Raw genomic sequence first — 22,597 nt, 5'->3', positions numbered from 1 at the left:
GGGCCGCCGCCCGTGGGACCATCCGACCATGCCCGTCGTCGAGTCCTCGCTCGTGGTCCCCGTCGACCCCGCGACCGCGTTCGCCGTCTCGCAGACGACGGGCGCCGTCCGCCTGCGCTGGGACCCCTTCATCCGCCACCAGCACTTCCTCGACGGAGCGACCGCGCCCGCGAAGGGCGTGCGCACCTTCACCCGGCACCGCAGCGGGCTGTCGATGGTGAGCGAGTACGTCTCGTACAACCCGCCGACCAACGTCGGCATGCGCATGGTCCGCGGGTCGTGGTTCTTCGAGAACCTCGCGGGCGGCTGGCGCTTCGCGCCCGACCCCGCCGGCAGCACGCGCGCGACGTGGCGCTACAGCTTCCGGTGCCGGCCGCTCTGGCTCGCCCCGGTCGCCGAGCGTGTCGGGTCGTGGGTGCTCCAGCGCGACGTCGACCGCCGCATCGCCGGCTTCGCGCGCGGGTGCGCCGACCCCGTCGTGCTCGACGCGGTGCGCGTGCCGCCGGGGATTGACAGCGGCTCAGCCCTTCCCGCACCGTAGTCACACGCACAGGGGAGTATCCCTCGACGACGTCTCGTCAGTCCGGTCGTTCCGCGACGACCCGGGGCGTCGGGCCCGCGGGCCGGGAGAGACCTTCGCTCGGAACACCGACGGAGGTCGTGTCATGGATGTCTCACCTGTCGTGTGGCTCGCGTCGATCGGCGTGATCCTCGGCATGCTGCTCGTGGACCTGGTCGCGCACCGGCGCGCGCACGTCATCGGTGTCCGCGAGGCCGTGGGGTGGTCGGCCGCCTGGGTGCTGCTCGGGGTCGCGTTCGGGGTCCTCGTGTGGCGGTTGTACGGGGCCGACGCCGGCCAGGCGTACTTCGCGGGCTACCTCATCGAGAAGTCCTTGGCCGTGGACAACGTCTTCGTCTGGGCGATCATCTTCAGCTACTTCGCCGTCCCGCGGGAGCTCCAGCACCGCGTCCTGTTCCTCGGCGTCGTCGGCGCGCTCGTGCTCCGCGGGATCTTCATCGCCGCCGGCGCAGCGCTCATCGACAGCCTTGGCTGGATCCTCTACCTCTTCGCCGCCTTCCTCCTGTGGACCGGCTACCGGATGCTGCGGCAGCGGGACGAGCACCTCGACCCCGACCGGTCGCGAGCTCTGCGCCTCTTCCGCCGCTACGTGCCCATGACCGACGCGTTCCACGGCCAGCGGCTCCTCGTGCGCACCGGCGGCGTCGTGCTCGCGACGCCGCTCCTCGCGGTGCTCGTGCTCGTGGAGGTGACGGACCTGGTGTTCGCCGTGGACTCCATCCCCGCGATCTTCGCCGTCACGGACGAGGCGTTCCTCGTCTTCACCGCCAACGCGTTCGCTCTGCTCGGCCTGCGAGCCCTGTACTTCCTGCTTGCCGACCTCATCCATCGGTTCGTCCACCTCAAGACCGGGCTCGCGCTGGTGATGCTGTGGGTCGGCGTCAAGATGCTCCTCAAGATCGACCTGTACGCCATCCCCACGGTGGTCTCGCTGGGTGTGATCGCGACGATCCTCACGTCCGCCGTGGTCGCCAGCCTCGTGGCCACGCGTGGCCAGGCACGCCGGACGCCGCCCGCGCCGGCCGAGCCGCCGTTCCGCCTCGCGACCGTCGAGGAGATGGCGCGCCTCGAGCCGCTGCTCCCCCGCCGGTCCAGGGTCCGGCGGTGAGCCGGTCGACGGTCACGCACGAGCGGACGGGCGGCGCGTCACCCCTGGCCCGACGCGACCGCGCCGCCACCGCCGGCTTCCCACACCTCACGGGTCAGCACGTACCGCCGGAAGACAGCGTCGCCGTGGACTGCCTCGCCGTCGGGGACGAACCCCCACCGGGCGAGCACGCGCTCCGGCCTTCTCGTGAGCGGGAGCTCGACGGTCACGCGCGTGAGGCCGAGGTCGCGGAACCCCCGCCCGAGCAGGGTCCGGGCGATCTCGGCGCCGCGGCCCCAGTGCTCGGGACGGAGCACCAGAGCGAGGTCGGGCACACCGTCCTCCGCCTGGAAGCCTCCCCACCCCGCGAGCACGCCGTCGACGAGCACCGCCCATGGGCCGTACCCGTCCGCGCGCCACTGCGCGTCCTTCTCCCGGACCCAGCGGCGCGCGGCCTCTTCCGAGAAGGTCGCCGCGAGCGGCATGTGGCGCGCGTTCCGCGGTTCGTTGAGCAGCCGGACGACGTCCGGGAGCGGGACCTCACCGAGCCGGACGAACGTGATCTCTGCCTGGCTGACCGTCATCACTCTCCTTCGTCGCCAGCGCGTCCGGCAGCCACGGGACGCACCGCGACGCTCTCATGCGGAGACGGCCCCGGGCCAGCGCCGAGGCTGATGACACGGCGGCACGAGAACGGGGTCGGCGACCGGGATCCCTCGGATCCGGTCGCCGACCCCGTTCCCGGTGGTCGTCGTGGCGTCAGGCGGGGGCGCCCACAGGTGCCTTCGTCGCCGACGGCGCTTCCTCCGGCGTCTCGTCCGTCGCCGTGGCGACGGTGGTCGGCTCGGACGACGCGTCGTCCTCGTCCACGAAGAGGTCCTCGGCCGTCGCGGCCTCGTACTGCTCGAGGTCGAGGATGCCCTCGCGCTTCGCGACGATCGTCGGGACGAGCGCCTGGCCCGCGACGTTGACCGCGGTGCGGCCCATGTCGAGGATCGGGTCGATCGCGAGCAGCAGGCCCACGCCCGCGAGGGGCAGGCCCACGGTGGAGAGCGTGAGGGTCAGCATGACGATCGCGCCGGTGAGGCCCGCGGTCGCGGCGGAGCCGACGACGGACACGAACGCGATGAGCAGGTAGTCGGTGATCGACAGGTCGATGCCGAAGATCTGCGCGACGAAGATCGCGGAGATGGCCGGGTAGATCGAGGCGCAACCGTCCATCTTGGTGGTCGCGGCCAACGGCACGGCGAACGACGCGTACTCGCTCGGCACGCCGAGGTTGCGCTCGGTGACGCGCTGCGTCACGGGCAGCGTGCCGATCGAGGAGCGGGAGACGAACGCGAGCTGGATCGCGGGCCACGCGCCGCGGAAGTAGCTCGAGATCTTCAGGCCGTTGGTGCGCAGCAGGATCGGGTAGACGACGAACAGCACGACCGCGAGGCCGACGTAGATCGCGACGGCGAACCACGCGAGCGACGCGAGGGACGTCCAGCCGTACGCCGCGATGGCGTAGCCGATGAGGCCGGCGGTGCCGATCGGCGCGAGGCGGATGATCCACCACAGCACCTTCTGCACGATCGCGAGCGCGGAGCGGTTGAACGCGAGGAACGGGTCCGCCTTCTTGCCCGACTTGAGCGCCGCGATGCCGATGACGAGCGCGACGACGAGGATCTGCAGCACGTTGAAGTTCACCGACGTGCTGGCGCTCGCGCCGGCGTCGGTCACCTCGACCTGCGTGCTCGCGCCGAGGCCCAGGACGTTGCCCGGGATGAGGCCGTTGAGGAAGTCGAGCCACGTACCGGTCCGGCCCGGCTCGGAGGCCGCGTCGAGCGAGACCGACGCGCGGTTGCCCGGCTGGAACAGCAGGCCCAGGCCGATGCCCACGGCCACGGAGATCGCGGCGGTGATGGCGAACCACAGGAGCGTCTGACCGGCGAGGCGCGCGGCGTTGGTGACGGTGCGCAGGTTCGCGATCGACGCGACGATCGCGGTGAAGATCAGCGGCGGCACGACCGCCTTGAGCAGCGTCACGAACGACGAGCCGATCGTGTCGAGCGTCGTGGTGAGGCCGTTGGGGACGTCGCCCGCGGCGTCCTGCGGGCCCATGGCGAGCGCGAGGGCACCGAGCCCGACGCCGACCGCGAGACCGAGCAGGATCTGCACGCTGAACGAGGGGAACCGGCGCTTCTTCTTCGCGGGCGCGGCGGCCGGAGCCTGCTTCGCCTGCGGGTCGGCCTGCGGGGAGGCCGTCGAGGGGGTCGAGGACACGGAGGACCTTTCGGGGTGACGCGGGCGCACGAGCGCCCGCTCTCGGGAGAGGGGCTCGGGACGTCGTCGCGGGGCGCCGGCAGCAGCGCGGCCCGGGCGGGGACGCAGGCACGGAGGTGGCCTGCGGCCTGACGGGGGCGCGCCACGCGCGTCAGCGGCTCAGGTCGCGAGGCGACCCGGGGTCCTGACGGGTGTGCGGAGGCGGGAAGGCGTCAGCGGCGACGGGGGGTCAGCGACACAGCGCGCTGGCGACTCGACGGAGGTCGACGTCGCGGCGCTGGGTGAGCTGCCAGGCAGGCACGCTGACGAACACGGAGGTTCTCCCGGAACGGTGGGTTCTCGCTGGACGCGGGCAGACGGACGCCCGCGGCAACCGATCATACCCGCTCGTGGACAACCGTCCGGCGACCCGGCCTATTCCGGGGCGACGGCCAGCGCACGGCGGGTACCGGGGAGTCAGGCGTTCGGCACGTCGAGGAAGGCGTGCATGAGCGGGCCTGCGGTGACGGCGCCACCCTCTCCCGTCTCGACGAACACCGCGACCGCGAGGTCCCCCTGCGTCGCGATCATCCACGCGTGGGACTGGCTGCCGTCGCCGTACTGCGCGGTGCCCGTCTTCGCGCCGGGCTCGCCCGGCAGGTCCTGGAGGATCGACGCCGAGCCGTCCGTGACGACGCCACGCATGAGCTCGCGCAGCGTCGCCGCCTCCTGCTCGGTGAGGGTCGAGGCGGGCTGCTCCTCGGCGACGGTCTGGACGTCCGGGTGGACGAGGACCGGGGCGACGGTGCGCCCGGCGGCGACGCTCGCGGCGACCGTCGCCATCGCGAGCGGCGACGCCTGGACCTTGCCCTGCCCGATCATCGACGCGGCGTGCTCGGTGCCCTGCGAGTCCGTCGGGACGTCGCCGAAGAAGGCGGGCGCACCGAGCTCGGACTCGACGCCCAGGCCGAGCGAGGCGGCGGCGTCGTGCAGCGCCTGCTGCGACACGGCCTCCCGCTGCCCGATCATCGCCGTGTTGCACGAGTTCGCGAACGCCGTCCGCAGCGGCACGTCGCCGAGCGCGGCCGTCGGGTACCCGGGCACGTTCTGGAACTCGCGGCCCTCGACGGTCAGCGTGGGCGGGCAGGAGACGGTCGTGTCCGGGGTGAGGCCCGCGCGCAGCATCGCGAGCGTCGTCGCGACCTTGAACGTCGACCCGGGCGCGTACTGGCCCGTCGTGGCGGTCGAGAGCCCCTCGCCCGCGGTCGAGCTCGCCGCCGCGAGCACCGAGCCCGACGAGGGCTGGATCGCGACGATCGCGCTCGGCCCCTGCCCGGCGAGCACGGTCTCGGCGGCGACCTGCATGTCCGGGCGCAGCGTCGTGCTCAGGGGCACGCCGTCCACGGGCTCGACCGAGAACACCTCGGTCGGCTCCGCGTCCGCGTCCGCCTCGCCCGGCACGACCTCGATCGACAGGCCCGGCGCTCCGCGCAGCTGCTCGTCGTACTGCCGCTGGAGGCCCGAGATGCCGACCTGGTCGCCCGCGGCGACCGCGCCCTCGGACTCCTCGACGATCTCCGCCGTCGCGTCGCCCACGCGCCCGAGCAGGGGGCGCGCGAACTCGCGCGTCGGGGCGAGGGGGATCGCGTCGTCGATCACCGCGACGCCCTCGATGCCGCGCGCCGCGTCGACGTCGACGCCCGCGGTGTCCTCCGTGCGGACGGTGATGGCCTCGACGAACGCCTTCTCGCCGGCGCCCGCGACCCGCTGCGCGTACTCCTCCGGGTCCAGGCCGACGACGCCCGCGAGCGCCCGGGCCGCGCCGTCCCACTGGGCCGAGCCCACGCGCGTCTTGTCGACGCCGATCCGGAAGACGGGACGGTCCTGGACGATGGGGACGCCGTCGGCGCCGAGGATGCCCGCCCGGACCGCCGGCACACGGCTCACCGCGAGCCGGCCGCCCTGGCCGAGCTCGGGGACGAGGACGTCCGGCTCCCACACGACGTCCCAGGCGCCCGGGCCGTCCTCGCCCTCCGCCGGCTCCGCGAACGTGAGCTCGGCCGTGGTGGTGTACTCCCAGGCCTGGTCGCCCCCGACCTCCCAGCGGTAGGCGAGCGTCGCCGTCGCGCGGTCGCCCGCGTCGTCGCCCTCCTCGTCGACGTCCACCGACTCCACCTCGACCGTGCGCTCGTACGGCGCGAGCGGCTCGAGCACCGCCTCCAGGTGCCCCTGGACGTCCTTCGCGGCGCCGTTGCGGAACTCCAGCGCGCTCACGTCTCCCGCCGCGATGGCGTCGGCGAGCGCGGCCGCGGCGTCGGACGCCTCCGGGCGCTCGGGGGTGCACGCCGCGAGGGGCAGGGCGAGGACGGGGACGAGCGCCGCGGCCGTCGTCCAGCGGGCGGTCCTCCCGCGCCACCGGCCGTGCGTGCCGGACCGACCGTGGTCGTGCGCGACGCTGCTCACTCGTTGCTCCCCTGCTCCGTGCCGTTCGGGACGAGACGGACGCTACCCGACGGCACCGACGTGCCCGGCACCGACGGCCGGACCGGCCCGGTTCGTCCGCCGCTTCTTCACCTCCCGCGTCCCGCGGAGCCGCACCACGGCTCCCCTCCTCCGCTCGCGCGCCCCGGTCCGCGGCAGGTGCGCAGAGGTGGGCGCGGGTGCTCGCCACGATCCCGGGGTGATCCTGCGCCTTTCCTGAGGAACCGGTGCGCCAGAGTTGAGGAGGACTCCGTACTTTTCGAGTCATGAGCCTCCACACCCCCGAGACGACCCCCGCCCCGCGCCGCGACAAGCGCCGCGCCTTCGCCGCGTTCGGGCTCGCAGCCCTCGCCGTCGGCGGCATCGGAGCGGCGCTCACCAGCGCCGCCTGGACCGACAACGCGTTCTTCACGGCGCCCGCGACGGCCGCGACCTTCGACCTCCAGGGGTCGCTGGACGGGACCACCTGGAAGGACTCGGCCGACCCGGACGCGATCGAGCTCGTCGTGCCGTCCGACGCCCTGGCCGACCTCCTGCCCGGCCAGACCCGCACGATCGACCTGTGGGTGCGCAACGAGAGCTCGGTCCGCGCCACGCTCACGTCCAGCGTCCGCTTCGCGTCGGGCTCGACCTTCACCACGAACCCCTCCGCGTCCGTCTCCGGTCTCGCCACGACCCTCGACGCCGCCGGCGGCACCTCCAGCGACCAGTTCCGGCTCACCGTCACGGCGCCGAGCGACTGGGCGCCGTCGAACCAGGGGGCCACCGGGACGCTCGTCGTCACGGTCTCCGCCACCGCGACGGCCTGACCCGGCGTCGTCGGACCCAGGAGGAGGAGAACCACCGATGCAGGTACTGCGGCGCGGCGCCGTCCTCGTCCTGTGGGTCCTCGCCGCCTTCGGGCTGGTGTGCGGGGCGGTGTGGGGCGCGACCGCGGTCGGCCTCATCAAGCCCCTCGTCGTGATCTCCGGCTCGATGGAGCCGGGGATCATGACGGGCGACCTCCTGGTCGCCCGGCCCGTCCCGGCGGCCGACGTGGCCGTCGGGGACGTGGTCAGCCTGCCGAGCGCGCTGACCGACGACCTCGTGACCCACCGGGTCGAGGCCGTCGAGCAGACGGGCGACGACCGCTACACGGTCAGCATGAAGGGCGACAACAACGCCTTCGCGGACGCCCTGGACTACACCGTCTCGGGCGACGTCTGGAAGCCCGCGGTCCAGCTCGCCGGCTGGGGCACCGCGATCGTGCGCCTGACGACGCCCGCCGTGGCGGTCCCCCTCCTCGTCGGACTGCTCGGCCTGCTCGGCCTCACCCTGCTCGTCCCGCCCGCACCGCGGCGGGAGCCGGTCCGCCGATGACCGGCCGGAGGACCGGCGGGCCGGCCGGGCAGCCGGCCGGGCGCCGCACGGTGAGCCTGCTCCTGGCGGTCCTGGCCCTCGTGACGGCGTCGTGGTGGGGGGTCGCGCACGCGGCCGTCGAGCCCACGACGGCCGCGTGGACGGACCAGGCCCGGGCCGCCGCGCCCGTCTCCGCCGGCCGGTGGCAGACGACGACGGCCGGCACGTGCGTCGCGCGCGGCGAGGGACGCACCGTCCTCTCCGGCTGCACGGTCCGCGGGATCTCGTTCGAGACGTGGGGCGAGCCGGGGAGCCAGGTCCGCAACTACTACGTGGCCTTCGCGGTGCCCGCGGGCACGCGGTCGGTGTCCTTCGACGTCGACCTCCGCGCCGCGACCGGGCAGGACACCTCGTGGGAGTGGAGCGGCGCCCACGTCGTCGCCGGGGGCCAGTTCACCCCGCAGCAGGGCTGGACGTGCTCCGACCTGCCGCGCGTGCGCGGGGACGGCGCCGACTGGCAGAGCCCGATCTACTTCCAGGTCGCCGAGCAGGGCGGCGCAGGCGCGTCGGCCTGCCCGTGACGGGCACCCGCCTGGGGAGGACGTCAGTCCGGCACGACCGGGCTGATCACGTACCAGAGGCGCACGGACTCGTCACCGCCCGGCCCCGGCTCGTGGCTGATCTGCACCGACGTCTCGACGTCGCCGTTCGACCCGTTGATGCCGGTACGGGCCCGCGTCCCGCCCGCGCGCGACGCGTCGAGCGACGCGGGCAGGTCGTCGAGCCAGCGGTCGACCTGCGACCGGGGGAACCCCAGCACCTGCGCGTCGGCGACGAGCTGGTCGTGCACGGCCTGCCCGCCGGAGAGCGTGCGGAACACGTTGATCGCGCTCACGTACCCGCGCCGGGGCTGGATCGTCAGCTCCTCGGCCGTCGTGGTCCACGTGCCGTCGGGGAGCGTCAGCTCGACCTCGGCCGCGCCGTCCGGCACCTGCACGACGGCCATCGACTCGCCCAGCCCGACGGACTCCGCGGTGATCGGCCTGCTCACGTCCCAGCGCACGGTCTCGCCCCTCTCGATGTCGTCGATCGTCGTCGTGCCCGTCGTGCTCCCGCCGCCCTCGACGTCCCCGCCGCCCGGGGCGGTCGTCCCGCCCGGTCCGGTGGCCGCGTCGTCCGGGTCGCCGAACGTGACCGTGCACCCCGTCAGCACGAGAGACCCGGCGAGCGCGCCCGCGAGCAGGACCGCGACGCCGCGCCTCCGCGGCGACCCGGGCGCGCGACGGAACCCTCGGCTCACTGGTCCACGTCCACGTCCCACTCGGTCAGTCTGTCAAGGATGCGCCCGATGCGGGCGGGGTTCGTGAGCCGGTAGTCGGCGATCCGGTCGGAGACGTCGGTGCCGATGATCTGCGCCGCCTGGTCCGGGTGCTGCGTGACGAGCTGCTGGTAGGCGGGCAGCGTGTCGTTCGAGATGTACTCCCAGCGGGTCGCCTGGTCGGCGATGTTGCCGCCCGGCAGCGGCGTCTGGACCGTCACGGTGCCCTGGACGGGGTTGTCGAACGTGATGCCCGTGAACGGGATCCCGAGGTGCTCCGGCCCGGGCGTCTCGACGTTCACCGTGAAGGGGTCGTGCTGCGCGTACGTGCCCGCGCCGGGGATGGACGGCTCGCCGACGAGCGTCATGAGGTACGTGAACGCCTCGCCCGTGACCGGGTGGTCGCGCATGGTCTGCCAGTCGTCCGCGATGACCTGGTTCTGCTCGCGCCACAGGAGTGCGGTGTTGCCGTCCGCGAGCGCCTGCGCGTCGCCCGCGCGGCCGGCCTCGACGTCCGCCCACGCCTGGTACGCGGGCCCGTCGATGACACCGGCCTCGAGCAGCCGCTCCATCTCCTCCAGCCCGCCGTTCAGGTACGCCTCGTGCATGACGGCCTGGTCCACGAAGATCTCGCGCTGCATCGACAGGAACTGGTTCTCGTAGAAGCCGAGCTCGGCGTCCGACATGGTCGCGATCGCCTCGAGCGCCGCCCGGTCGACACCGGGCGGCAGCGCCCGGGCGCCGCTCGCGACGCCCTGCGCGAGCTGCCGCATCATGTCGAGGTCGAAGAACCCCGCGGCGAACGACGGACCGATCATCGCGGCCATGCCGGCCCACTGCATCCACGGGTTGTCCAGGTAGAGCTCGCCGTAGTACGTGTAGACGTCCTCGATGATCTCGCGGTTGGCCGACGCCCCCGCGGACGGGTCCCAGTCGGCGAAGTCGAACCCCGCCTCGCCTGCCGCGACGCGCGTCCAGTGCGTGACGGCGAGCTCCGCGAAGCCCGGGGAGTCGGGGTCGACGCCGAGGCGCACCATCTGGTCGTAGAGCGCCGCGACCTGCGCGTCCGTCGCGTTCTCGAGCCACGCGGCGCGCTCGTCCGCGTCCATCGCGGCGTACTCGCCCGGCGTCGGGGTGGGGACGGCCTGCTGCGGTCCGCCCGGACCCGACGAGGACGGACCGCCCGGGCCGGCGAGGGCGCCGCCGTCGGCGCTCGCGGACTCCTGCTGGTCGGCGTCCGTGGCGAGGCGGTCTGCCGCGGCGTCGAGGAGGCTCGCGGTGCCGGTGAGCGAGGGGCCGAGCGTGGTGGCCCACTCGCTGCGGAACTGCGCGGCGTCGGGCCCGTCCCACCGGGTCGCGGCGTCGACGACGGCCGCGACCTGCGCGCGGTGGGTCCGCAGCGCGTCGGCGCCGGAGCGCAGACCCGACGCGAGCGCGCGCAGCGCACGGACGTCGGCGCCCCACATCCCGCTCATGCCGTCCCCTCCCGCCCCTGCGCGTCCCCTCACGCGCACGCGTCGACACCTTCGTCCCCGACGGTCGCACGCCGACGGTACGCGGCCGGGTCCGCCGCCGCGATGGGGACAACTGCCCATGCGCGCGGGAGGCGGCAGTGCGGCCGCGCGCCTCAGCTCAGGCGGCGCTCGAGCCGGACCACCACCGTGTCGCCGACATCCTTGCCGAGACGCTTGCGCACGCCCGCGTTGAGCGACAGCATCAGCCCGCCCGACCCGGTCGGCATGAGCCCGACGTCGCGCAGCGCGACGTCGTCGACGGTCGCGTCCACGCGGACCGAGCGCAACGACCCGAAGAGCTCGCGCGCCCCGGGCACCTCGACGCAGGGCCACGTGTCGCCCTTGACGTCGACGCCGACGGGCGCGGTGAACGTGTGGTCGAGGGTGACGGGCTCGAACGGCATGGCGGTGCTCCGGTGGGTCGTGCGGTCGTGGTCGGGAGTCTGACCGGTCGACGGCCGAGAACTCGTCGGTCGTCGTGGGGCCGAGATTCACGCGCCCCGCACGCACGCGCCCATGCGCTCGACCGCCTCCGTGAGCACGTCGACGCCCGTCGCGAGGTTGAGGCGCACGTGCCCCTGCCCGCCGGCGCCGAACCGGCGCCCGTCCTCCAGCGCGACGCGCGCGCGGTCGAGGAACCACCCCCGGGGGTCCGCGCCCGCCGGGCCGGGGAGCCCGCGCGCGTCGAGCCACGCGAGGTACGTCGCCTCGCCGGGCCGGTAGCGCACCGCGGGCAGGTGCTCCGCGAGCAGGTCGGCGAGGAGCCACGCGTTGCGCTCGACGCCGGCGAGGACGTCGTCGAGCCACGCCTCGCCGTGGTCGAGCGCCGCGACGTGCGCGAGCACCGACACGTGCTGGACGCCGTGGCTCGCCTCCTCGGGGATGCGCCGCAGGTCGTCGGCGGCTTCCGGGCCGGCGACGGCCGCCGCGGCCTTGAGGCCGGGCAGGTTCCACGCCTTCGACGCGGAGACGATCGCGACGGCCGAGCCCGCGCCGGGGACGGTGAGGAGCGGCGTGTGGGTCGTCGCCGGGCGCCCGTCGAGACCGGGCCGCGTGAGGGGCGCGTGGATCTCGTCCGCCACGACGCGCACCCCGTACCGTTCGGCGAGCGCCAGCCCGGCCGCCAGCTCCGCGCGCGTGTGCGCGGTCCCCGTCGGGTTCTGCGGGTTGCACACGAGCCAGACGGCGCGGCGCCCGCTCCCGGGCCCGTCGCCGTTCGCGGCGACGCCGGTCGCGTCGGCGAACGCCCGCTCCAGCGTGTCGAGGTCGAGCCGCCCGCCGGCGCCGAGCGGCGCGTCGACGACGCGGCGCCCCTCGTTCGCGGTGAAGCCGTAGAACGGCGGGTACACGGGCGGGTTGACGACGACCGCGTCGCCCGGGGACGTGAGGACGCGCAGCACCTCGACGATCGCGACCATGACGTCGGGCAGCGTGCGCGACGTCGCCGCGTCGAGGGTCCAGCCCCAGCGGCGCTCCGCGAAGCGCGCGTACGCCTCGCCGTAGGTGGTGCCGACGTCGTACCCGGTGTCGCCGGAGCGCAGGGCGGCCGTCACCGCCTCGACGACCGCGTCGCACGGTGCGACGTCCATCTCGGCGACGAACAGCGGCAGCACGTCGGGCGCGAAGGTGCGCCACTTCACCGACGTCCGACGGCGCAGCTCGTCGAGCGTGAGGACGTCCAACGGTGTGCGCATGGTGCCTCTCCTTCGGTGCGGCCGGCGACCGCCCGGCGGCAGGCCGGCGGGGCTGCTCCCGGACGGCCGGCTCGGCCCACCCTAGGCGGGCTCGGGCTCCGTCGCCGCGGGCGCGCCCTCCTCGGCCGCGGCGTTCGCGGGGCTCGTCGCGAGCACGACGCACCCGCCGACGGCGGCCAGCGTCGCCAGGACGGCGGGCACCGCCCAGCCCGACCGCACGACGTCGCCGAGCACGGCGAGACCGACGATCCCCGGCGCGAGCACCTCGATCACGGAGACCGTCGCCGCCACCGTCCCGACGGCGCCGCGCTCCAGGGCGCGCAGGTACGCGAGCGCGCCCGCGACGCCGCCGAGCACGATCGCGAGGGCGAGCGGCTGGAGCACGGTGTCGAGCAGGTCGCCGGACGCGTGCGCGCCGCGCGCCGCCACCGCGGCGACCGAGTAGCCGAGGCCGCCGAGGACGGCGAGCAGCACGGGGTGCCCGCGCCGGTACGCGACGGCGGTGCCGACCGCCACGACCGCCGCGGCGACGTTGACCCAGGTCGTGAACCCGGCCGGCGGGTGCGTCGCGGGCTGCTCCCCCGCCGCGAGCGCCAGCACCACGAGCCCCGCCACGACGACGCCGATCATCACGAGGTCCGTGCGGCGCAGCGTCGCGCCGAGCACCAGACGGGCGAGCAGCACGACGGCGACGAGCGACGCCGCGACGACGGCCTGGACCACGAACAGCGGCAGGTGGTCGAGGGCGAGGAGGGAGAGGAGCCACGCGACGCCGTCGACCACGAGCCCGCCGACGACGAGCGGCTGGGCCACGGCCGCGAGGCCGTGGGCGCGACGCGTGGCGACGGCCTGCATGATCGTGCTCACCGCGTACAGGAGGCTCGCGGCCACGGCGGCGAGCAGCGCGAGGATCACGAGGCGTCCCCGGGACCGTGGCCCGCCGCGGGCGTGACGCGGGCCGCGCTCACGGGCGCGCTGGGCCGGTCGGTCGGGGCGGGCACGTTCCGATCATCCGCCACGGCGACGCGCACCGCGCGGGCGGGACCTCGGACCTCCGGACGTCCGGGCGAGGCGGTCAGGCGCCGCCGCGGGCGGCTGCGGCGGTCAGGCCTCGTCGCGCGCGGGTGCCGCGTCCCGGCGGCCGCGCGCGTGGGCGGGGCGCTCGTCGTCGTGCACCCAGCGCCAGACGCGCGTCACGACGAACCACACGACCGCTGCCGCGACGACCGCGATGACCACCTTCTGCAGGACGCCCGCGTACTCCTCGACGACGTGCCACTGCTCGCCGAGCGCGTACCCGGCGTAGACGAAGATCGTGTTCCACACCGCGCTGCCCGCGGTGGTGAGCGCGGTGAACTTCCACAGGGGCATGCGCTCGACGCCCGCGGGGATCGAGATGAGGCTGCGGAAGATCGGGATGAAGCGGCCGAAGAACACCGTCGCGCTGCCGTGCCGCAGGAAGAACTGCTCGGTGCGGTCGACGTCCTCGACCTTGACGAGCGGGAGGCGCTCCGCGATCCAGCGCGTGCGCTCGCGCCCGATGATCGCGCCCACCGCGTAGAGCGCGAGGGCGCCGACGACGGACCCCGCCGTCGTCCACAGGATCGCCTCGACGAGCCCGAAGCTGCCCTGGCTCGCCGTGAAGCCCGCGAGCGGCAGGATGATCTCGCTCGGCAGGGGCGGGAAGAGGTTCTCGAGCGCGATGGCGATCGCGGCCCCGACCGGGCCCAGCGTCTCCATGAGGTCGACCGCCCAGCCGGCGACGCCGTCGAGGGCGGGCTCCGCCGTCGTGGCGGCGGGCACGGCGGCCGTCAGGGCGGCGGAGAGTCCGGAGGGCATGGGTCACGAGCCTAGGTGAGCGGTCCGTGGCGCGAGCGCCGATGCGGCCCGGAGGGTGTGGAGGTCTCGTGCGGAGGCGCGGGACGCGCGGGGAGGCCGGCCGGATCAGCCGCGGACGAGCTCGTCCAGGCGACGGATCGGGTCCCAGGCGCCCGACTCGCTGTTCGACAGCACGACCACCGTCACGCCCGGCGCCCCCGCCGGCGGGAGCGCGTCGGCGCCGTCCAGCGCGTCCGCCGCGTCCGGGTAGTGGCGCAGGATCGCGCTCGCCCCCGTGTTGATGCCGTCCTTGTAGACCGAGCGCACGGACCCGTCCCCCAGCAGCTCGAACTCGAGCCCGAAGCCGTAGTGCACGCTCGGGGCGGGCTCGGCCCCGTCCGTGTCGTCCGCGCCGTCGTCGTGCAGCACCTGCGGGGTGAGGAACGCGCGCGTCAGGTCGGGCGGCAGGAGCTCGCCGGCACGCAGCGCCGTCCAGAACCGGGCGAGGTCGCGCGCCGTGGCGTGCGCGCCGCCGTCGGGCGAGCCGACGGGCGGGTAGGAGTAGACGTTCTGCCGCCACCCGGTGACGGGGCCCTCGTCGTCCGGTCCCTCGTGCACGGGCTCCCAGCCCTCCGCGACGTCCGGCTCGGCCTCGTCCATGCGGAAGAACCCGGAGCGGTCCATGCCCGCCCGCGCGAGCACGTGCTCGCGGACGTGCTCGCGGTACGGGGTCCCGGTGACGGACTCCAGCGCGAGGCCCGCGAGGACGTAGCCGACGTTGCAGTATCGGCACCCCTCGCCGGGCGCGAAGTTCGGCTCCTTGTGGACGAACCCGGGTAGGAAGTCCGCCGTGCGCGTCACGGAGTAGCTCGGCCGGTCGACCCACAGCTCCTCGTACGACTCCCCCGCCTCCTCGTCGGCGTCGTCCGCGATGCCCGACGTGTGGGTCAGCAGGTGCCGGATCGTCACCTCGGGCGGGATCGTCGTGCCCGCGAGGTCCACGTGGTCGTGGACGCGGTCGTCGAGCCCGAGGCGGCCGTCGCCCACGAGCTGGAGCACCGCGACGGCGGTGAACAGCTTGGTGACGGACGCGACGTCGAACCGCGTGCTCGTGCGGACCGGGACGCCCCAGCGGCGCGACGCGACGCCGTAGGCGCGTTCGAGGAGCACCTCGCCGTGGCGTTCGACCCGCACGACGCCGGAGAAGTCGTCGGCGTCCGCGGCGGAGCGCAGGTGCGTGTCGAGGGTGGTGAGAGCGGCGTCGTCGAGCGCGGTCATGGCCCCGACCGTAGGCGGGCCGGGGTGCTCCCGGCCAGGGGATTGTTCCGGAGAGCCGCACGTCGTCACGGGTGGGAGCGCTGTCACGGTACGGTCGCCGCATGGCGACCTCGACGACGACCCCCGCGCTCGGCGTGATCCTCCCGCGCGAGCTCCCCGCCGACCTCATCGTGCCGTTCGCGCGTCGTGCCGAGGAGGTCGGGCTCGACGAGCTGTGGGTCGTCGAGGACCTCACGTTCCACGGCGGGATCGCGCAGGCCGCGACGGTCCTCGCCGCGACGGAGCGCCTCACCGTCGGCATCGGGATCCTGCCCGCCGCGACGCGCGCGCCGTCGACCGCCGCGATGGAGGCCGGCACGCTCGCCGCTTTGCACCCCGGCCGCCTGCACCTCGGGCTCGGGCACGGCATGCCCGCGTGGATGCGGCAGATCGGCGTGTGGCCCGCGAGCCCGCTCGCGATGCTCGAGGAGACCACCGCGACCGTGCGCGCGCTGCTGCACGGCGAGCGCGTCAGCGTCGCGGGCCGCTACGTGTCCGTCGACGACGTCGCGCTCCACGCCCCGCCCGCCGCGCCGCCGCCCGTGCTCGCGGGCGTGCGCGGCCCGCGGTCGCTCGAGGTCTCCGGCCGCGTCGCGGACGGGACCATCCTCGACATGCCCGTGACCCCCGAGTACCTCGCCGTCGCGCGCGCCGCGATCGACGCCGGGCGCGCGAGCGCCGGCGACGCGGCCCCGCCCGCGCACCGGGTCGTCGCCTTCTCCGTCGGCGCCGTGCACGACGACGTCGCGACCGCCCGCGCGATCGTCCGGCCCTACCTCGCGGTGCTCGGCGAGGCCGACTGGTCCGCCCAGATCGACCCGCTGCCCTTCGCCGACGACTTCCGCGCCCTGCGCGACGCGAGCGCCACCCCCGACGACTTCGCCGCCGCGATGCCCGACGCGTGGGTCGACGCGCTCGCCGTCGTCGGGGCGCCCGAGACCTTCCGCGCGCGGCTCGTCGAGCTCGGCGCGGGCGGGGTGTCGAGCGTCGTCCTCGTCGCCACGACGGCCGACCCCGCCCGGCCGGACGACCCGTTCAGCGCGCTCGACGCGCTCGCGGCGGTGACCCGCCCCGCCGCCTGACGGGAACCGTCGACCTGCGAGACCGCGCCGGAGAGCCGACCATGGGCAGGTGAGCGAGCACGCACCCACCTACACCGAGACGTGGCCCCTGCTGAGCCCGGGAGACCGCCGTCGGCTCGAGGAGCTCGACGACCTCGAGACCGACATCCTCCGCCAGCTCTCCGAGGCGTTCGCCGACGAGGTGGACGCCCCCACCCTCGGCGAGCTCCAGGTCGAGCGGCTGCGGGTCTACCGCGACGCGCAGGCCCGCGCGCAACGGCAGCGGACACGCGCCTGACCGCCCCATGAGCGCCCCGGGGCCGCGCGCGTCCCTCGTCGACACCGTGCTCGGCGCGGCGCGCGAGGGCACGTCGGTCGTGGTCTCCGGGCTCCCGGGCTCCGGCCGGTCCACGCTCCTCGCGCGCGTCCGGGCCGCCGTCCTCGACGACGACCGGCACGCGCTGTCCCTCGCAGGCGTCGGCGCCGGTGCCCCGCGTCCGCTCGAGTCGCTCGTCCTCGCCGGGGTGCTCGACGCCGCGCCCGGCCAGCCCGTGTCGCTCGGGCGCGCGGTCGACGCCGTCGAGCGGGCGCTCGGCACCGGGCCGGCGGTCCTCCTCGTGGACGACGCCGACGCGCTCGACGACACGTCCGCCGCGGTCCTCGGGGCGGTCTCGGCGCGCCAGGACGCCACCGTCGTGCTGAGCCAGCGCCCGCCCTACCCTGCGGCCCCGGTCGAGACCGTGCTCGGCGGCCGGCCCACGACCACGCTGCCGATGCCGCCCCTCGCCTTCGAGGAGATGCACGCCACCGCGAGCGCGCTCCTCGGCGGCGACCTCGACGCCGGTGTCGCCGGTCGCCTGTACGGCCTGTCCGGCGGCCTGCCCGGCCTGGTCCGGTCCGTCGCTGCCGAGGCCCGGCGCGCCGGGCGCCTCGTCGAGGAGTCGGGGACCTGGGTCGCGCGCCGCGACCTGGTGACCTCGGCGCTCGCCGGCGACGTCGGCCGCCTGATCAGCGGGCTGTCGCCCGACGAGGTGGACGGCGTCTGGGCGCTCGCGGCGACCGGTGCCGCGGAGCTCGCGACGGTGCACCGGTTCCTGCCCTGGCCCGTGCTCGTCGCGCTCGACGACCACGGTCTGGTCCGCTTCGTCGAGGCGGAGGGGCGCACGACGGTGACGCTCTACCCGCCGCTCGTCGGGGATCTCCTGCGCCAGTCGGGGGGCGCGCGGGCGCTGCGCGCGGCGGAGCAGGTCGCCGACGCGCTGGGCAGCGGCCGGGCGGACGAGTGGGACCCGCTCGCGCGCACCGTCGACGCCGTCGTCCCGACCGGCTGGGCGTCGTCGCGCGAGTCCGCGGCCATCCTCGGCCGGGCACTGCGCCGGCACGCCGCGGCCCAGCTGCTCGCGAGCCGGGACGCGTGGGAGCGCACCCCGACCACGCGGAACACCGTGCGGTATCTCGAGGCGCTCGTCAACGACGACGCGGCGCGGGACGTGGTCGGCGCGTCCTCGCGCGCGCCCACGACCTCGTCCCCGAGGAGCCCGGCCGCGGGAGCTTCCTCGTCGCGTGGGAGGCCGTCTACCGCGCCGTCGTGCGGCACGAGCGCGACGCGGCCCTCGCGCTGCTGGAGCCGACCGGGACCACGGAGGCCGACGACGCCGTCCTGGGTGCGGTCGCCCAGCACGTCCTGCTCGCCGTCGGCGACGTCGAGGGCACGGGGCCGTCCGCCGCGCCCCCGCCCCCGCTCCCCCGTCCCGCGGCCGACGAGAGCGCGGAGCCGCCGTCGACGGCGTCGCTGCTCGTCGGGCCCGGCGACGTGGTGGGGCTCGTCCGTGCCGAGGTCCTGCTCGCCCGGGGGCGGTGCGACGACGCGTCCGAGGCGCTCGACGACCTCGTCGTGCCGCAGGCCGCCGACCGCCAGGACGGCGCCTCGTGGCGCTCGTTCACGCTCCTGTGCGCCGGGGACGTCGAGGCGGCCGTCGAGCGCTCGCGCCGCCTCCTGGACCAGGCGCGGGACCGCTTCGCGGTCTGGGAGATCGAGCCCCACGGCTACGTGATCGCCCTCGGCCTCTACCTCCAGGGCCGGTTCACGACCCTGCGCGAGCACCTGACGAGCGTCTTCGCCGCCGGCGCGCACGCGCCCCTGCGCCCGAGCACGCGCGCGGGCCTGCGCTGCCTCGGCGCCGAGCTCTCGCTCCGCGAGGGGAACGTCACGAGCGCGCGCTCGCTCGCGCACCAGCTCGACGCGCTGCAGCTCCTCGCGGCGTCCACCCCGCTGGCCCGGCCGCACCCGCTCGCCGCGGAGCTCGCGCTCGCGACCGGCCAGGCCGGGCCCGAGGCCGCGACGCGCGCGGCGTGGGAGCTCGTCGAAGCGATGGACCGCCGCGGGTACGTCCTCGCCGCCCTCTTCGACGCGGCCTGGCTCGTGACCCTCTGGCCCGACGCGCGCCGCGCCCGGCAGGTCGCGGAGCACGCGGCCGCCGCGCAGGGCGCCCTCCTGCCCGCCCTCGGCCGCTATGTCGTCGCCGCCGCCGACCGCTCGCCCGAGGCGCTCCTCGCAGCCGCCGACGACCTGCGCGCTCGCGGCCTCGTGCTGCACGGCACCCAGGCCCACGCGACCGCCGTCCGGCTGCTGCGCGAGGACGGTCGCACCGCCCTCGCCACCGACGAGGCCCACCGGCTCCACGCTCTCGTGGCGGCCGCGGGCGAGGAGCTGGACCTCCTCGTGCCGCCCGTCGCGCCCGTCGACACCCTGAGCCCGCGCGAGCGCGAGGTCGCCCGGCTCGTCGCGCGCGGGCTGAGCAACAAGGACGTCGCGCGCGAGCTCGTGCTCAGCGACCGCACCGTCGACAACCACGTCTACCGGATCTTCCGGAAGCTGGGCATCACGTCGCGCGACCAGCTCCCGTCCGTGCTCTGACGCTCGTCGTCGTCCCGCCGGCGCCGCATCAGTAGCGCCAGGCGCGCATGTCCTCCTGGTAGGTGCGCTGGACGGTCGGGGACAGCAGGGTCGACGGCGGCAGCTCGCGGGGCGGGTTGTCGGCCGGGAGGCGCGTGGTCGCCGCGAGGGACGTGGCGTCGTGGAAGCGCAGCCCGTCCGGGAGGGGCGTGCGCGCGAAGGGGCCCGGCACCGCGTCGGCCGGTCCGCCCGGGAGCGAGAGCGCGAAGCCCCACTCCCCGAAGGAGGGGACGTTGACGGTCAGCGGCACGACGGTGCGCCCGGGCGCCGCAGAGCGGACCGTCGAGACCACCTGCCAGAACGCGTCGGGCGTGAAGTACGACGACGTCGCCTGCGTCGCGAACGCGCCGCCGGGCCGCAGGTGCGCGGCGACCATGCCGTAGAACTCCTGCGAGTAGAGCTTGGCGACGCGCTCGGAGGAGGGGTCGACGAGGTCGACGAGCACGACGTCGAACGTCTGCGCCGTGTCCTCGACCCAGCGGAACGCGTCGGCGTTGACGACCGTGACGCGCGGGTCGTCAAGCGCGTGGTCGTTCACGGCGGTGAGGAGCCGGTTCTCGCGGGCGAGATCCGTGACGGCGGGGTCGAGGTCGACGAGCGTGACCTCCTGGACCGAGCCGTAGCGCAGGACCTCGCGCGCGAGGAGACCGTCGCCCCCGCCGAGGATCGCGACGGACGCGGGCGCCGCGACGGACGTCATCGCCGCGTGCGCGAGCGTCTCGTGGTACCGCGCCTCGTCGACGGAGGAGAACTGCAGCTGGTTGTCGAGGTAGAGGCGCGTGTCGCCCCGGTACTCCGTGACGACGACCTGCTGGTAGGCGCTGCGCTCCTGCGCGACGACCGGGTCCTGGTACATCCCCGCGCTGATGCGCGCCTCGAGCCACGACGACGCCGCGAACCCGGCGAGGAGCACGACGAGCGTGACGCCCGCGAGCACCGACCACCGCGGCGGGTGGCCCATGCGCGCGAGCATGAACCCCGCGACGGCGACGTTGAGCACCGCGACCGCGAACGCCGTGCGCACGAGGCCGAGGTACGGGAGCAGCAGGAACGGGAACAGCAGGGAGGCGGCGAGCGCCCCGAAGTAGTCGAGCGCGAGCACCTTCGACAGCAGGGAGACGGAGCCCTCGCTCCCCCGTTCCTTGAGCACCGCGACGAGGAGCGGGATCTCGACGCCGATCGCCGTCCCGATCGCGAGCGACAGCACGACGAACACGACCCACGCGAGCTCGGTGGCGGCGTACGCCCAGAAAAGCGCGAGCACCGAGGTCCCGCCGAGGAGCGAGAGCACGAGCTCGTTGCGCACGAAGCTCAGCCCCGCCGTGCGCTGCAGGCGCGGCGCGAGGAGCGAGCCGAGGCCCATGCCGAACAGCGTCAGCCCGGTCGCGACGGAGAACGCGACGACCGAGTCGCCGAACAGGTACGACGCCGCGGTCCCGAGGATGAGCTCGTAGACGAGCCCGCCCACGGCCACGAGGAGCGCGGCGGCGAACACCGTCGGCCGGTCGAGGTGGCGCGCTCCCGACCGCCCGGCGGACGGGCCGGGGTCCGCCGCCACGTCGCCCCCGGGCGGGCCTCCGGGCGGGACCTCCTGCTGGTCGAGCACGGTCAGGAGCTGATCGTCCCCGCGATGATGAGGCCGATCGCCACCGCGAGGCCCGCGATCATCACGCCGAACGCGACGTTGTGCTCGTCGACGAGCTCGCGGTGCAGGTTGAGCCGGAACACCTTGTTCGCGACCACGAGCGTGACGAGCAGCAGGACGATGCCGAGCACCGAGTAGAGGACGGTCGAGAAGAAGGACCAGAGGAACGCCAGCGGGGCGGCGGCAGAGATCACGGGGTCTCCCGGGTTCGGGTCGTGGGACGGGCGGACGGGTGCAGGGGTTCGGGGGCGGGACGACCGGGCGCGGGGCGGGTCACTTGCCGAGCCCTCCGCCGCCCCCGCCGTAGACGGTGCGCCGCACGCACGTGCCGTCGTCGGTCGTGCCGACCTGGCCGGTGGTGGGCGACGTCGTGACGACGGAGCGGGGCGTGCACGACGCGCTGCCCGAGGCGGCGCGAGCCGCGCACGACCCGAGACCGAGCAGCACGACCGCCGCGACCGCGAAGGCGACGAACCGCCCGCCGGGGACCGTGCGCGGCGCGACGCGGCGGCCGAACAGGCGCTTCTGCTCGGCGCTGTCGAGACGGCGCCCGTGGTAGACGGACGTGACGGGGCCGAGCGGTCCGGTCGTGCGCTCGATCGACACGATCGCCCCGTGGGCCGAGAGGTCGACGTACTCGACCTCCTGCCCGACGGCGAACGGCTCGGCGAACTGCCCCTCGACGTGCTCGACGCGCCCCGTCCCGTGCTCGCGCACCGTGAGCGTGTGCTGCCGCCCCTCGAGAGTCAGCCCGAGGGTCCGGCCGGTCCGCAGGCCCGAGAGGTCGACGACGGGCGGCCACGGCTCCGTCGGTCGCAGGAGCGTCACGTCGCGCGTGTCGTGGTCGTACTCGACCCAGACGTCGGAGCCGTCGTGGGCGAGGAGCTGCCACTCCTCCCACGTGAACGTGGAGCCGCCGTGCACGGTCGAGAGCACGGCGACGGCGCGCGGCGTCGCGCGCTGCGGCGGGGCGCCCACGAGGTCCTCGCCGACGCGCATCGCGAGCCGCGGGCGGGGCGTCCGGCTCACGCGAGGCTCCGCACGGCGACCTCGGTGGCGCCGAGCTCCTCGGCGAGGAGCGCGCGCACGTCGTCCGTGAACGTGGCCGACGCCGGGGCGCGGCACGTCGTGAGGGTCACGTAGGCGGTGCCGTCCTCAGGCCAGGTGTGCACGGCGAGGTGCGACTCCGCGAGCAGCAGCACGACGCTCGTGCCCTGCGGCTCGAAGCGGTGGGACACCTCCCCCAGCGGCGTCATCCCGGCCTCGCGGACGATCGCGTCGAGGCAGCGGCGGACGGTCGGCTCGTCGTCGAGCAGCGCCGGGTCCGCGCCCGTCACGTCGAACACGTGGACGAGGTTGCGCTGCACGTCCACGCCCCTGTCGATGTCGGTCCTGTCGGCCGGCGCGGGCGAGCGCCCGCGGTCCGGTGGCCGCCGTCGGGCCGCGCACACCCTAGCCGACCTGCGGCGTCGGCCGACGGGCGGACCCGCCGCGCGAGACCGGCCGTCCGCCCGCACGGGCGGACGCCGTCCAGGGGGCGG

General features: G+C 75.2%; 23 protein-coding genes. 9 read left to right on the top strand and 14 right to left on the bottom strand.

Annotated elements, in window-relative coordinates; genetic code table 11:
- The first annotated feature begins 28 nt into the window (after nucleotides 1–28).
- The gene (locus tag ACZ4MO_RS00695) at nucleotides 29–541 is read left to right on the top strand and encodes an SRPBCC family protein (RefSeq protein ID WP_175008811.1); all 513 of its coding nucleotides are present in this window, start codon (nucleotides 29–31) and stop codon (nucleotides 539–541) included.
- Between the two features lie 124 nt (nucleotides 542–665).
- Entirely contained in the window at nucleotides 666–1,688 is a 1,023-nt protein-coding gene (locus ACZ4MO_RS00690; RefSeq protein WP_175008812.1) for a TerC/Alx family metal homeostasis membrane protein, read from the top strand.
- A 38-nt stretch (nucleotides 1,689–1,726) separates the two neighbouring features.
- Here the strand turns inward: ACZ4MO_RS00690 and ACZ4MO_RS00685 are convergent, their stop codons facing one another.
- The 3 genes from ACZ4MO_RS00685 to ACZ4MO_RS00675 all read right to left on the bottom strand — a co-directional run bounded on the left by ACZ4MO_RS00685 (nucleotide 1,727) and on the right by ACZ4MO_RS00675 (nucleotide 6,377).
- Nucleotides 1,727–2,251: a GNAT family N-acetyltransferase gene (locus tag ACZ4MO_RS00685; RefSeq protein WP_175008813.1), complete on the bottom strand. Its 525-nt coding sequence runs from the start codon at nucleotides 2,249–2,251 to the stop codon at nucleotides 1,727–1,729.
- A 175-nt stretch (nucleotides 2,252–2,426) separates the two neighbouring features.
- Nucleotides 2,427–3,830 (bottom strand): cation:dicarboxylate symporter family transporter, encoded by a 1,404-nt coding sequence (locus ACZ4MO_RS00680; protein WP_186810426.1) that lies wholly within the window; start codon nucleotides 3,828–3,830, stop codon nucleotides 2,427–2,429.
- A gap of 561 nt (nucleotides 3,831–4,391) precedes the next feature.
- The gene (locus tag ACZ4MO_RS00675) at nucleotides 4,392–6,377 is read right to left on the bottom strand and encodes a penicillin-binding transpeptidase domain-containing protein (protein WP_175008814.1); all 1,986 of its coding nucleotides are present in this window, start codon (nucleotides 6,375–6,377) and stop codon (nucleotides 4,392–4,394) included.
- Nucleotides 6,378–6,661: 284 nt separating this feature from the next.
- Between ACZ4MO_RS00675 and ACZ4MO_RS00670 the strand changes: the two genes are divergently transcribed.
- The 3 genes from ACZ4MO_RS00670 to ACZ4MO_RS00660 are packed head-to-tail and all read left to right on the top strand — an operon-like array spanning nucleotide 6,662 to nucleotide 8,314.
- Nucleotides 6,662–7,204, top strand: coding sequence for a hypothetical protein (locus tag ACZ4MO_RS00670; protein ID WP_175008815.1), 543 nt, complete (start codon nucleotides 6,662–6,664; stop codon nucleotides 7,202–7,204).
- Between the two features lie 37 nt (nucleotides 7,205–7,241).
- Nucleotides 7,242–7,754, top strand: coding sequence for a signal peptidase I (locus ACZ4MO_RS00665; protein WP_175008816.1), 513 nt, complete (start codon nucleotides 7,242–7,244; stop codon nucleotides 7,752–7,754).
- On the top strand, nucleotides 7,751–8,314 hold the full coding sequence (locus tag ACZ4MO_RS00660) for a hypothetical protein (protein WP_175008817.1): 564 nt from the start codon (nucleotides 7,751–7,753) through the stop codon (nucleotides 8,312–8,314). Before ACZ4MO_RS00665 ends, ACZ4MO_RS00660 begins: the two co-directional genes overlap by 4 nt.
- 23 nt (nucleotides 8,315–8,337) lie before the next feature.
- On the opposite strand, the gene ACZ4MO_RS00655 is transcribed toward ACZ4MO_RS00660, so the two are convergent.
- The 7 genes from ACZ4MO_RS00655 to ACZ4MO_RS00625 form a co-directional block, all read right to left on the bottom strand.
- A complete protein-coding gene (locus ACZ4MO_RS00655) occupies nucleotides 8,338–9,033 on the bottom strand; it encodes a hypothetical protein (RefSeq protein ID WP_175008818.1) in 696 nt (231 codons plus the stop codon).
- Nucleotides 9,030–10,526, bottom strand: a complete 1,497-nt coding sequence (locus ACZ4MO_RS00650) for a WXG100 family type VII secretion target (protein WP_175008819.1) — start codon at nucleotides 10,524–10,526, stop codon at nucleotides 9,030–9,032. The genes ACZ4MO_RS00655 and ACZ4MO_RS00650 overlap by 4 nt, the downstream gene beginning before the upstream one ends.
- Before the next feature lie 152 nt (nucleotides 10,527–10,678).
- A complete protein-coding gene (locus tag ACZ4MO_RS00645) occupies nucleotides 10,679–10,969 on the bottom strand; it encodes a DUF1905 domain-containing protein (protein WP_175008820.1) in 291 nt (96 codons plus the stop codon).
- Nucleotides 10,970–11,056: 87 nt separating this feature from the next.
- On the bottom strand, nucleotides 11,057–12,259 hold the full coding sequence (locus ACZ4MO_RS00640; RefSeq protein WP_175008821.1) for an aminotransferase class I/II-fold pyridoxal phosphate-dependent enzyme: 1,203 nt from the start codon (nucleotides 12,257–12,259) through the stop codon (nucleotides 11,057–11,059).
- Between the two features lie 81 nt (nucleotides 12,260–12,340).
- Complete coding sequence (locus ACZ4MO_RS00635; protein ID WP_175008822.1) at nucleotides 12,341–13,174, bottom strand: hypothetical protein; 834 nt, start codon at nucleotides 13,172–13,174, stop codon at nucleotides 12,341–12,343.
- A gap of 189 nt (nucleotides 13,175–13,363) precedes the next feature.
- Nucleotides 13,364–13,999, bottom strand: coding sequence for a DedA family protein (locus ACZ4MO_RS00630; RefSeq protein WP_286185810.1), 636 nt, complete (start codon nucleotides 13,997–13,999; stop codon nucleotides 13,364–13,366).
- 204 nt (nucleotides 14,000–14,203) lie between these two features.
- A complete protein-coding gene (locus ACZ4MO_RS00625) occupies nucleotides 14,204–15,355 on the bottom strand; it encodes a serine hydrolase (protein ID WP_175008824.1) in 1,152 nt (383 codons plus the stop codon).
- A gap of 101 nt (nucleotides 15,356–15,456) precedes the next feature.
- Between ACZ4MO_RS00625 and ACZ4MO_RS00620 the strand changes: the two genes are divergently transcribed.
- The 4 genes from ACZ4MO_RS00620 to ACZ4MO_RS00605 all read left to right on the top strand — a co-directional run bounded on the left by ACZ4MO_RS00620 (nucleotide 15,457) and on the right by ACZ4MO_RS00605 (nucleotide 19,372).
- On the top strand, nucleotides 15,457–16,476 hold the full coding sequence (locus ACZ4MO_RS00620; RefSeq protein ID WP_175008825.1) for an LLM class flavin-dependent oxidoreductase: 1,020 nt from the start codon (nucleotides 15,457–15,459) through the stop codon (nucleotides 16,474–16,476).
- 49 nt (nucleotides 16,477–16,525) lie between these two features.
- Nucleotides 16,526–16,753 carry a hypothetical protein gene (locus ACZ4MO_RS00615; RefSeq protein WP_175008826.1) on the top strand — a complete coding sequence of 76 codons (228 nt, stop codon included), beginning with the start codon at nucleotides 16,526–16,528 and terminating at the stop codon, nucleotides 16,751–16,753.
- Between the two features lie 7 nt (nucleotides 16,754–16,760).
- Nucleotides 16,761–18,509: a hypothetical protein gene (locus ACZ4MO_RS00610; RefSeq protein WP_255437176.1), complete on the top strand. Its 1,749-nt coding sequence runs from the start codon at nucleotides 16,761–16,763 to the stop codon at nucleotides 18,507–18,509.
- A 317-nt stretch (nucleotides 18,510–18,826) separates the two neighbouring features.
- On the top strand, nucleotides 18,827–19,372 hold the full coding sequence (locus tag ACZ4MO_RS00605; RefSeq protein WP_255437190.1) for a response regulator transcription factor: 546 nt from the start codon (nucleotides 18,827–18,829) through the stop codon (nucleotides 19,370–19,372).
- Between the two features lie 28 nt (nucleotides 19,373–19,400).
- Here ACZ4MO_RS00605 and ACZ4MO_RS00600 read toward each other — a convergent pair whose 3' ends face one another.
- The 4 genes from ACZ4MO_RS00600 to speD all read right to left on the bottom strand — a co-directional run bounded on the left by ACZ4MO_RS00600 (nucleotide 19,401) and on the right by speD (nucleotide 22,429).
- Nucleotides 19,401–21,017 carry a polyamine aminopropyltransferase gene (locus ACZ4MO_RS00600; RefSeq protein WP_255437177.1) on the bottom strand — a complete coding sequence of 539 codons (1,617 nt, stop codon included), beginning with the start codon at nucleotides 21,015–21,017 and terminating at the stop codon, nucleotides 19,401–19,403.
- Between the two features lie 2 nt (nucleotides 21,018–21,019).
- Entirely contained in the window at nucleotides 21,020–21,250 is a 231-nt protein-coding gene (locus tag ACZ4MO_RS00595) for a DUF350 domain-containing protein (RefSeq protein WP_034656213.1), read from the bottom strand.
- Between the two features lie 79 nt (nucleotides 21,251–21,329).
- Nucleotides 21,330–22,085: a DUF4178 domain-containing protein gene (locus tag ACZ4MO_RS00590; protein WP_137279957.1), complete on the bottom strand. Its 756-nt coding sequence runs from the start codon at nucleotides 22,083–22,085 to the stop codon at nucleotides 21,330–21,332.
- Entirely contained in the window at nucleotides 22,082–22,429 is a 348-nt protein-coding gene (gene speD, locus ACZ4MO_RS00585; protein WP_170982059.1) for an adenosylmethionine decarboxylase, read from the bottom strand. Before speD ends, ACZ4MO_RS00590 begins: the two co-directional genes overlap by 4 nt.
- Between the last annotated feature and the right edge of the window lie 168 nt (nucleotides 22,430–22,597).

It is taken from the genome of Sphaerisporangium cinnabarinum (assembly GCF_055567015.1).
Note: the sequence above shows the minus strand (reverse complement) of the source record. Positions and strands in the feature narration are given on the sequence as shown.

Bases quoted from the DNA above. Each gene is read 5' to 3' on its own strand.
- ACZ4MO_RS00695 (WP_175008811.1), top strand. From the start codon at position 29: ATGCCCGTCGTCGAGTCCTCGCTCGTGGTCCCCGTCGACCCCGCGACC.
- ACZ4MO_RS00690 (WP_175008812.1), top strand. From the start codon at position 666: ATGGATGTCTCACCTGTCGTGTGGCTCGCGTCGATCGGCGTGATCCTC.
- ACZ4MO_RS00685 (WP_175008813.1), bottom strand. From the start codon at position 2,251: ATGACGGTCAGCCAGGCAGAGATCACGTTCGTCCGGCTCGGTGAGGTC.
- ACZ4MO_RS00670 (WP_175008815.1), top strand. From the start codon at position 6,662: ATGAGCCTCCACACCCCCGAGACGACCCCCGCCCCGCGCCGCGACAAG.
- ACZ4MO_RS00665 (WP_175008816.1), top strand. From the start codon at position 7,242: ATGCAGGTACTGCGGCGCGGCGCCGTCCTCGTCCTGTGGGTCCTCGCC.
- ACZ4MO_RS00660 (WP_175008817.1), top strand. From the start codon at position 7,751: ATGACCGGCCGGAGGACCGGCGGGCCGGCCGGGCAGCCGGCCGGGCGC.
- ACZ4MO_RS00650 (WP_175008819.1), bottom strand. From the start codon at position 10,526: ATGAGCGGGATGTGGGGCGCCGACGTCCGTGCGCTGCGCGCGCTCGCG.
- ACZ4MO_RS00645 (WP_175008820.1), bottom strand. From the start codon at position 10,969: ATGCCGTTCGAGCCCGTCACCCTCGACCACACGTTCACCGCGCCCGTC.
- ACZ4MO_RS00640 (WP_175008821.1), bottom strand. From the start codon at position 12,259: ATGCGCACACCGTTGGACGTCCTCACGCTCGACGAGCTGCGCCGTCGG.
- ACZ4MO_RS00630 (WP_286185810.1), bottom strand. From the start codon at position 13,999: ATGGAGACGCTGGGCCCGGTCGGGGCCGCGATCGCCATCGCGCTCGAG.
- ACZ4MO_RS00625 (WP_175008824.1), bottom strand. From the start codon at position 15,355: ATGACCGCGCTCGACGACGCCGCTCTCACCACCCTCGACACGCACCTG.
- ACZ4MO_RS00620 (WP_175008825.1), top strand. From the start codon at position 15,457: ATGGCGACCTCGACGACGACCCCCGCGCTCGGCGTGATCCTCCCGCGC.
- ACZ4MO_RS00610 (WP_255437176.1), top strand. From the start codon at position 16,761: ATGAGCGCCCCGGGGCCGCGCGCGTCCCTCGTCGACACCGTGCTCGGC.
- ACZ4MO_RS00605 (WP_255437190.1), top strand. From the start codon at position 18,827: ATGGACCGCCGCGGGTACGTCCTCGCCGCCCTCTTCGACGCGGCCTGG.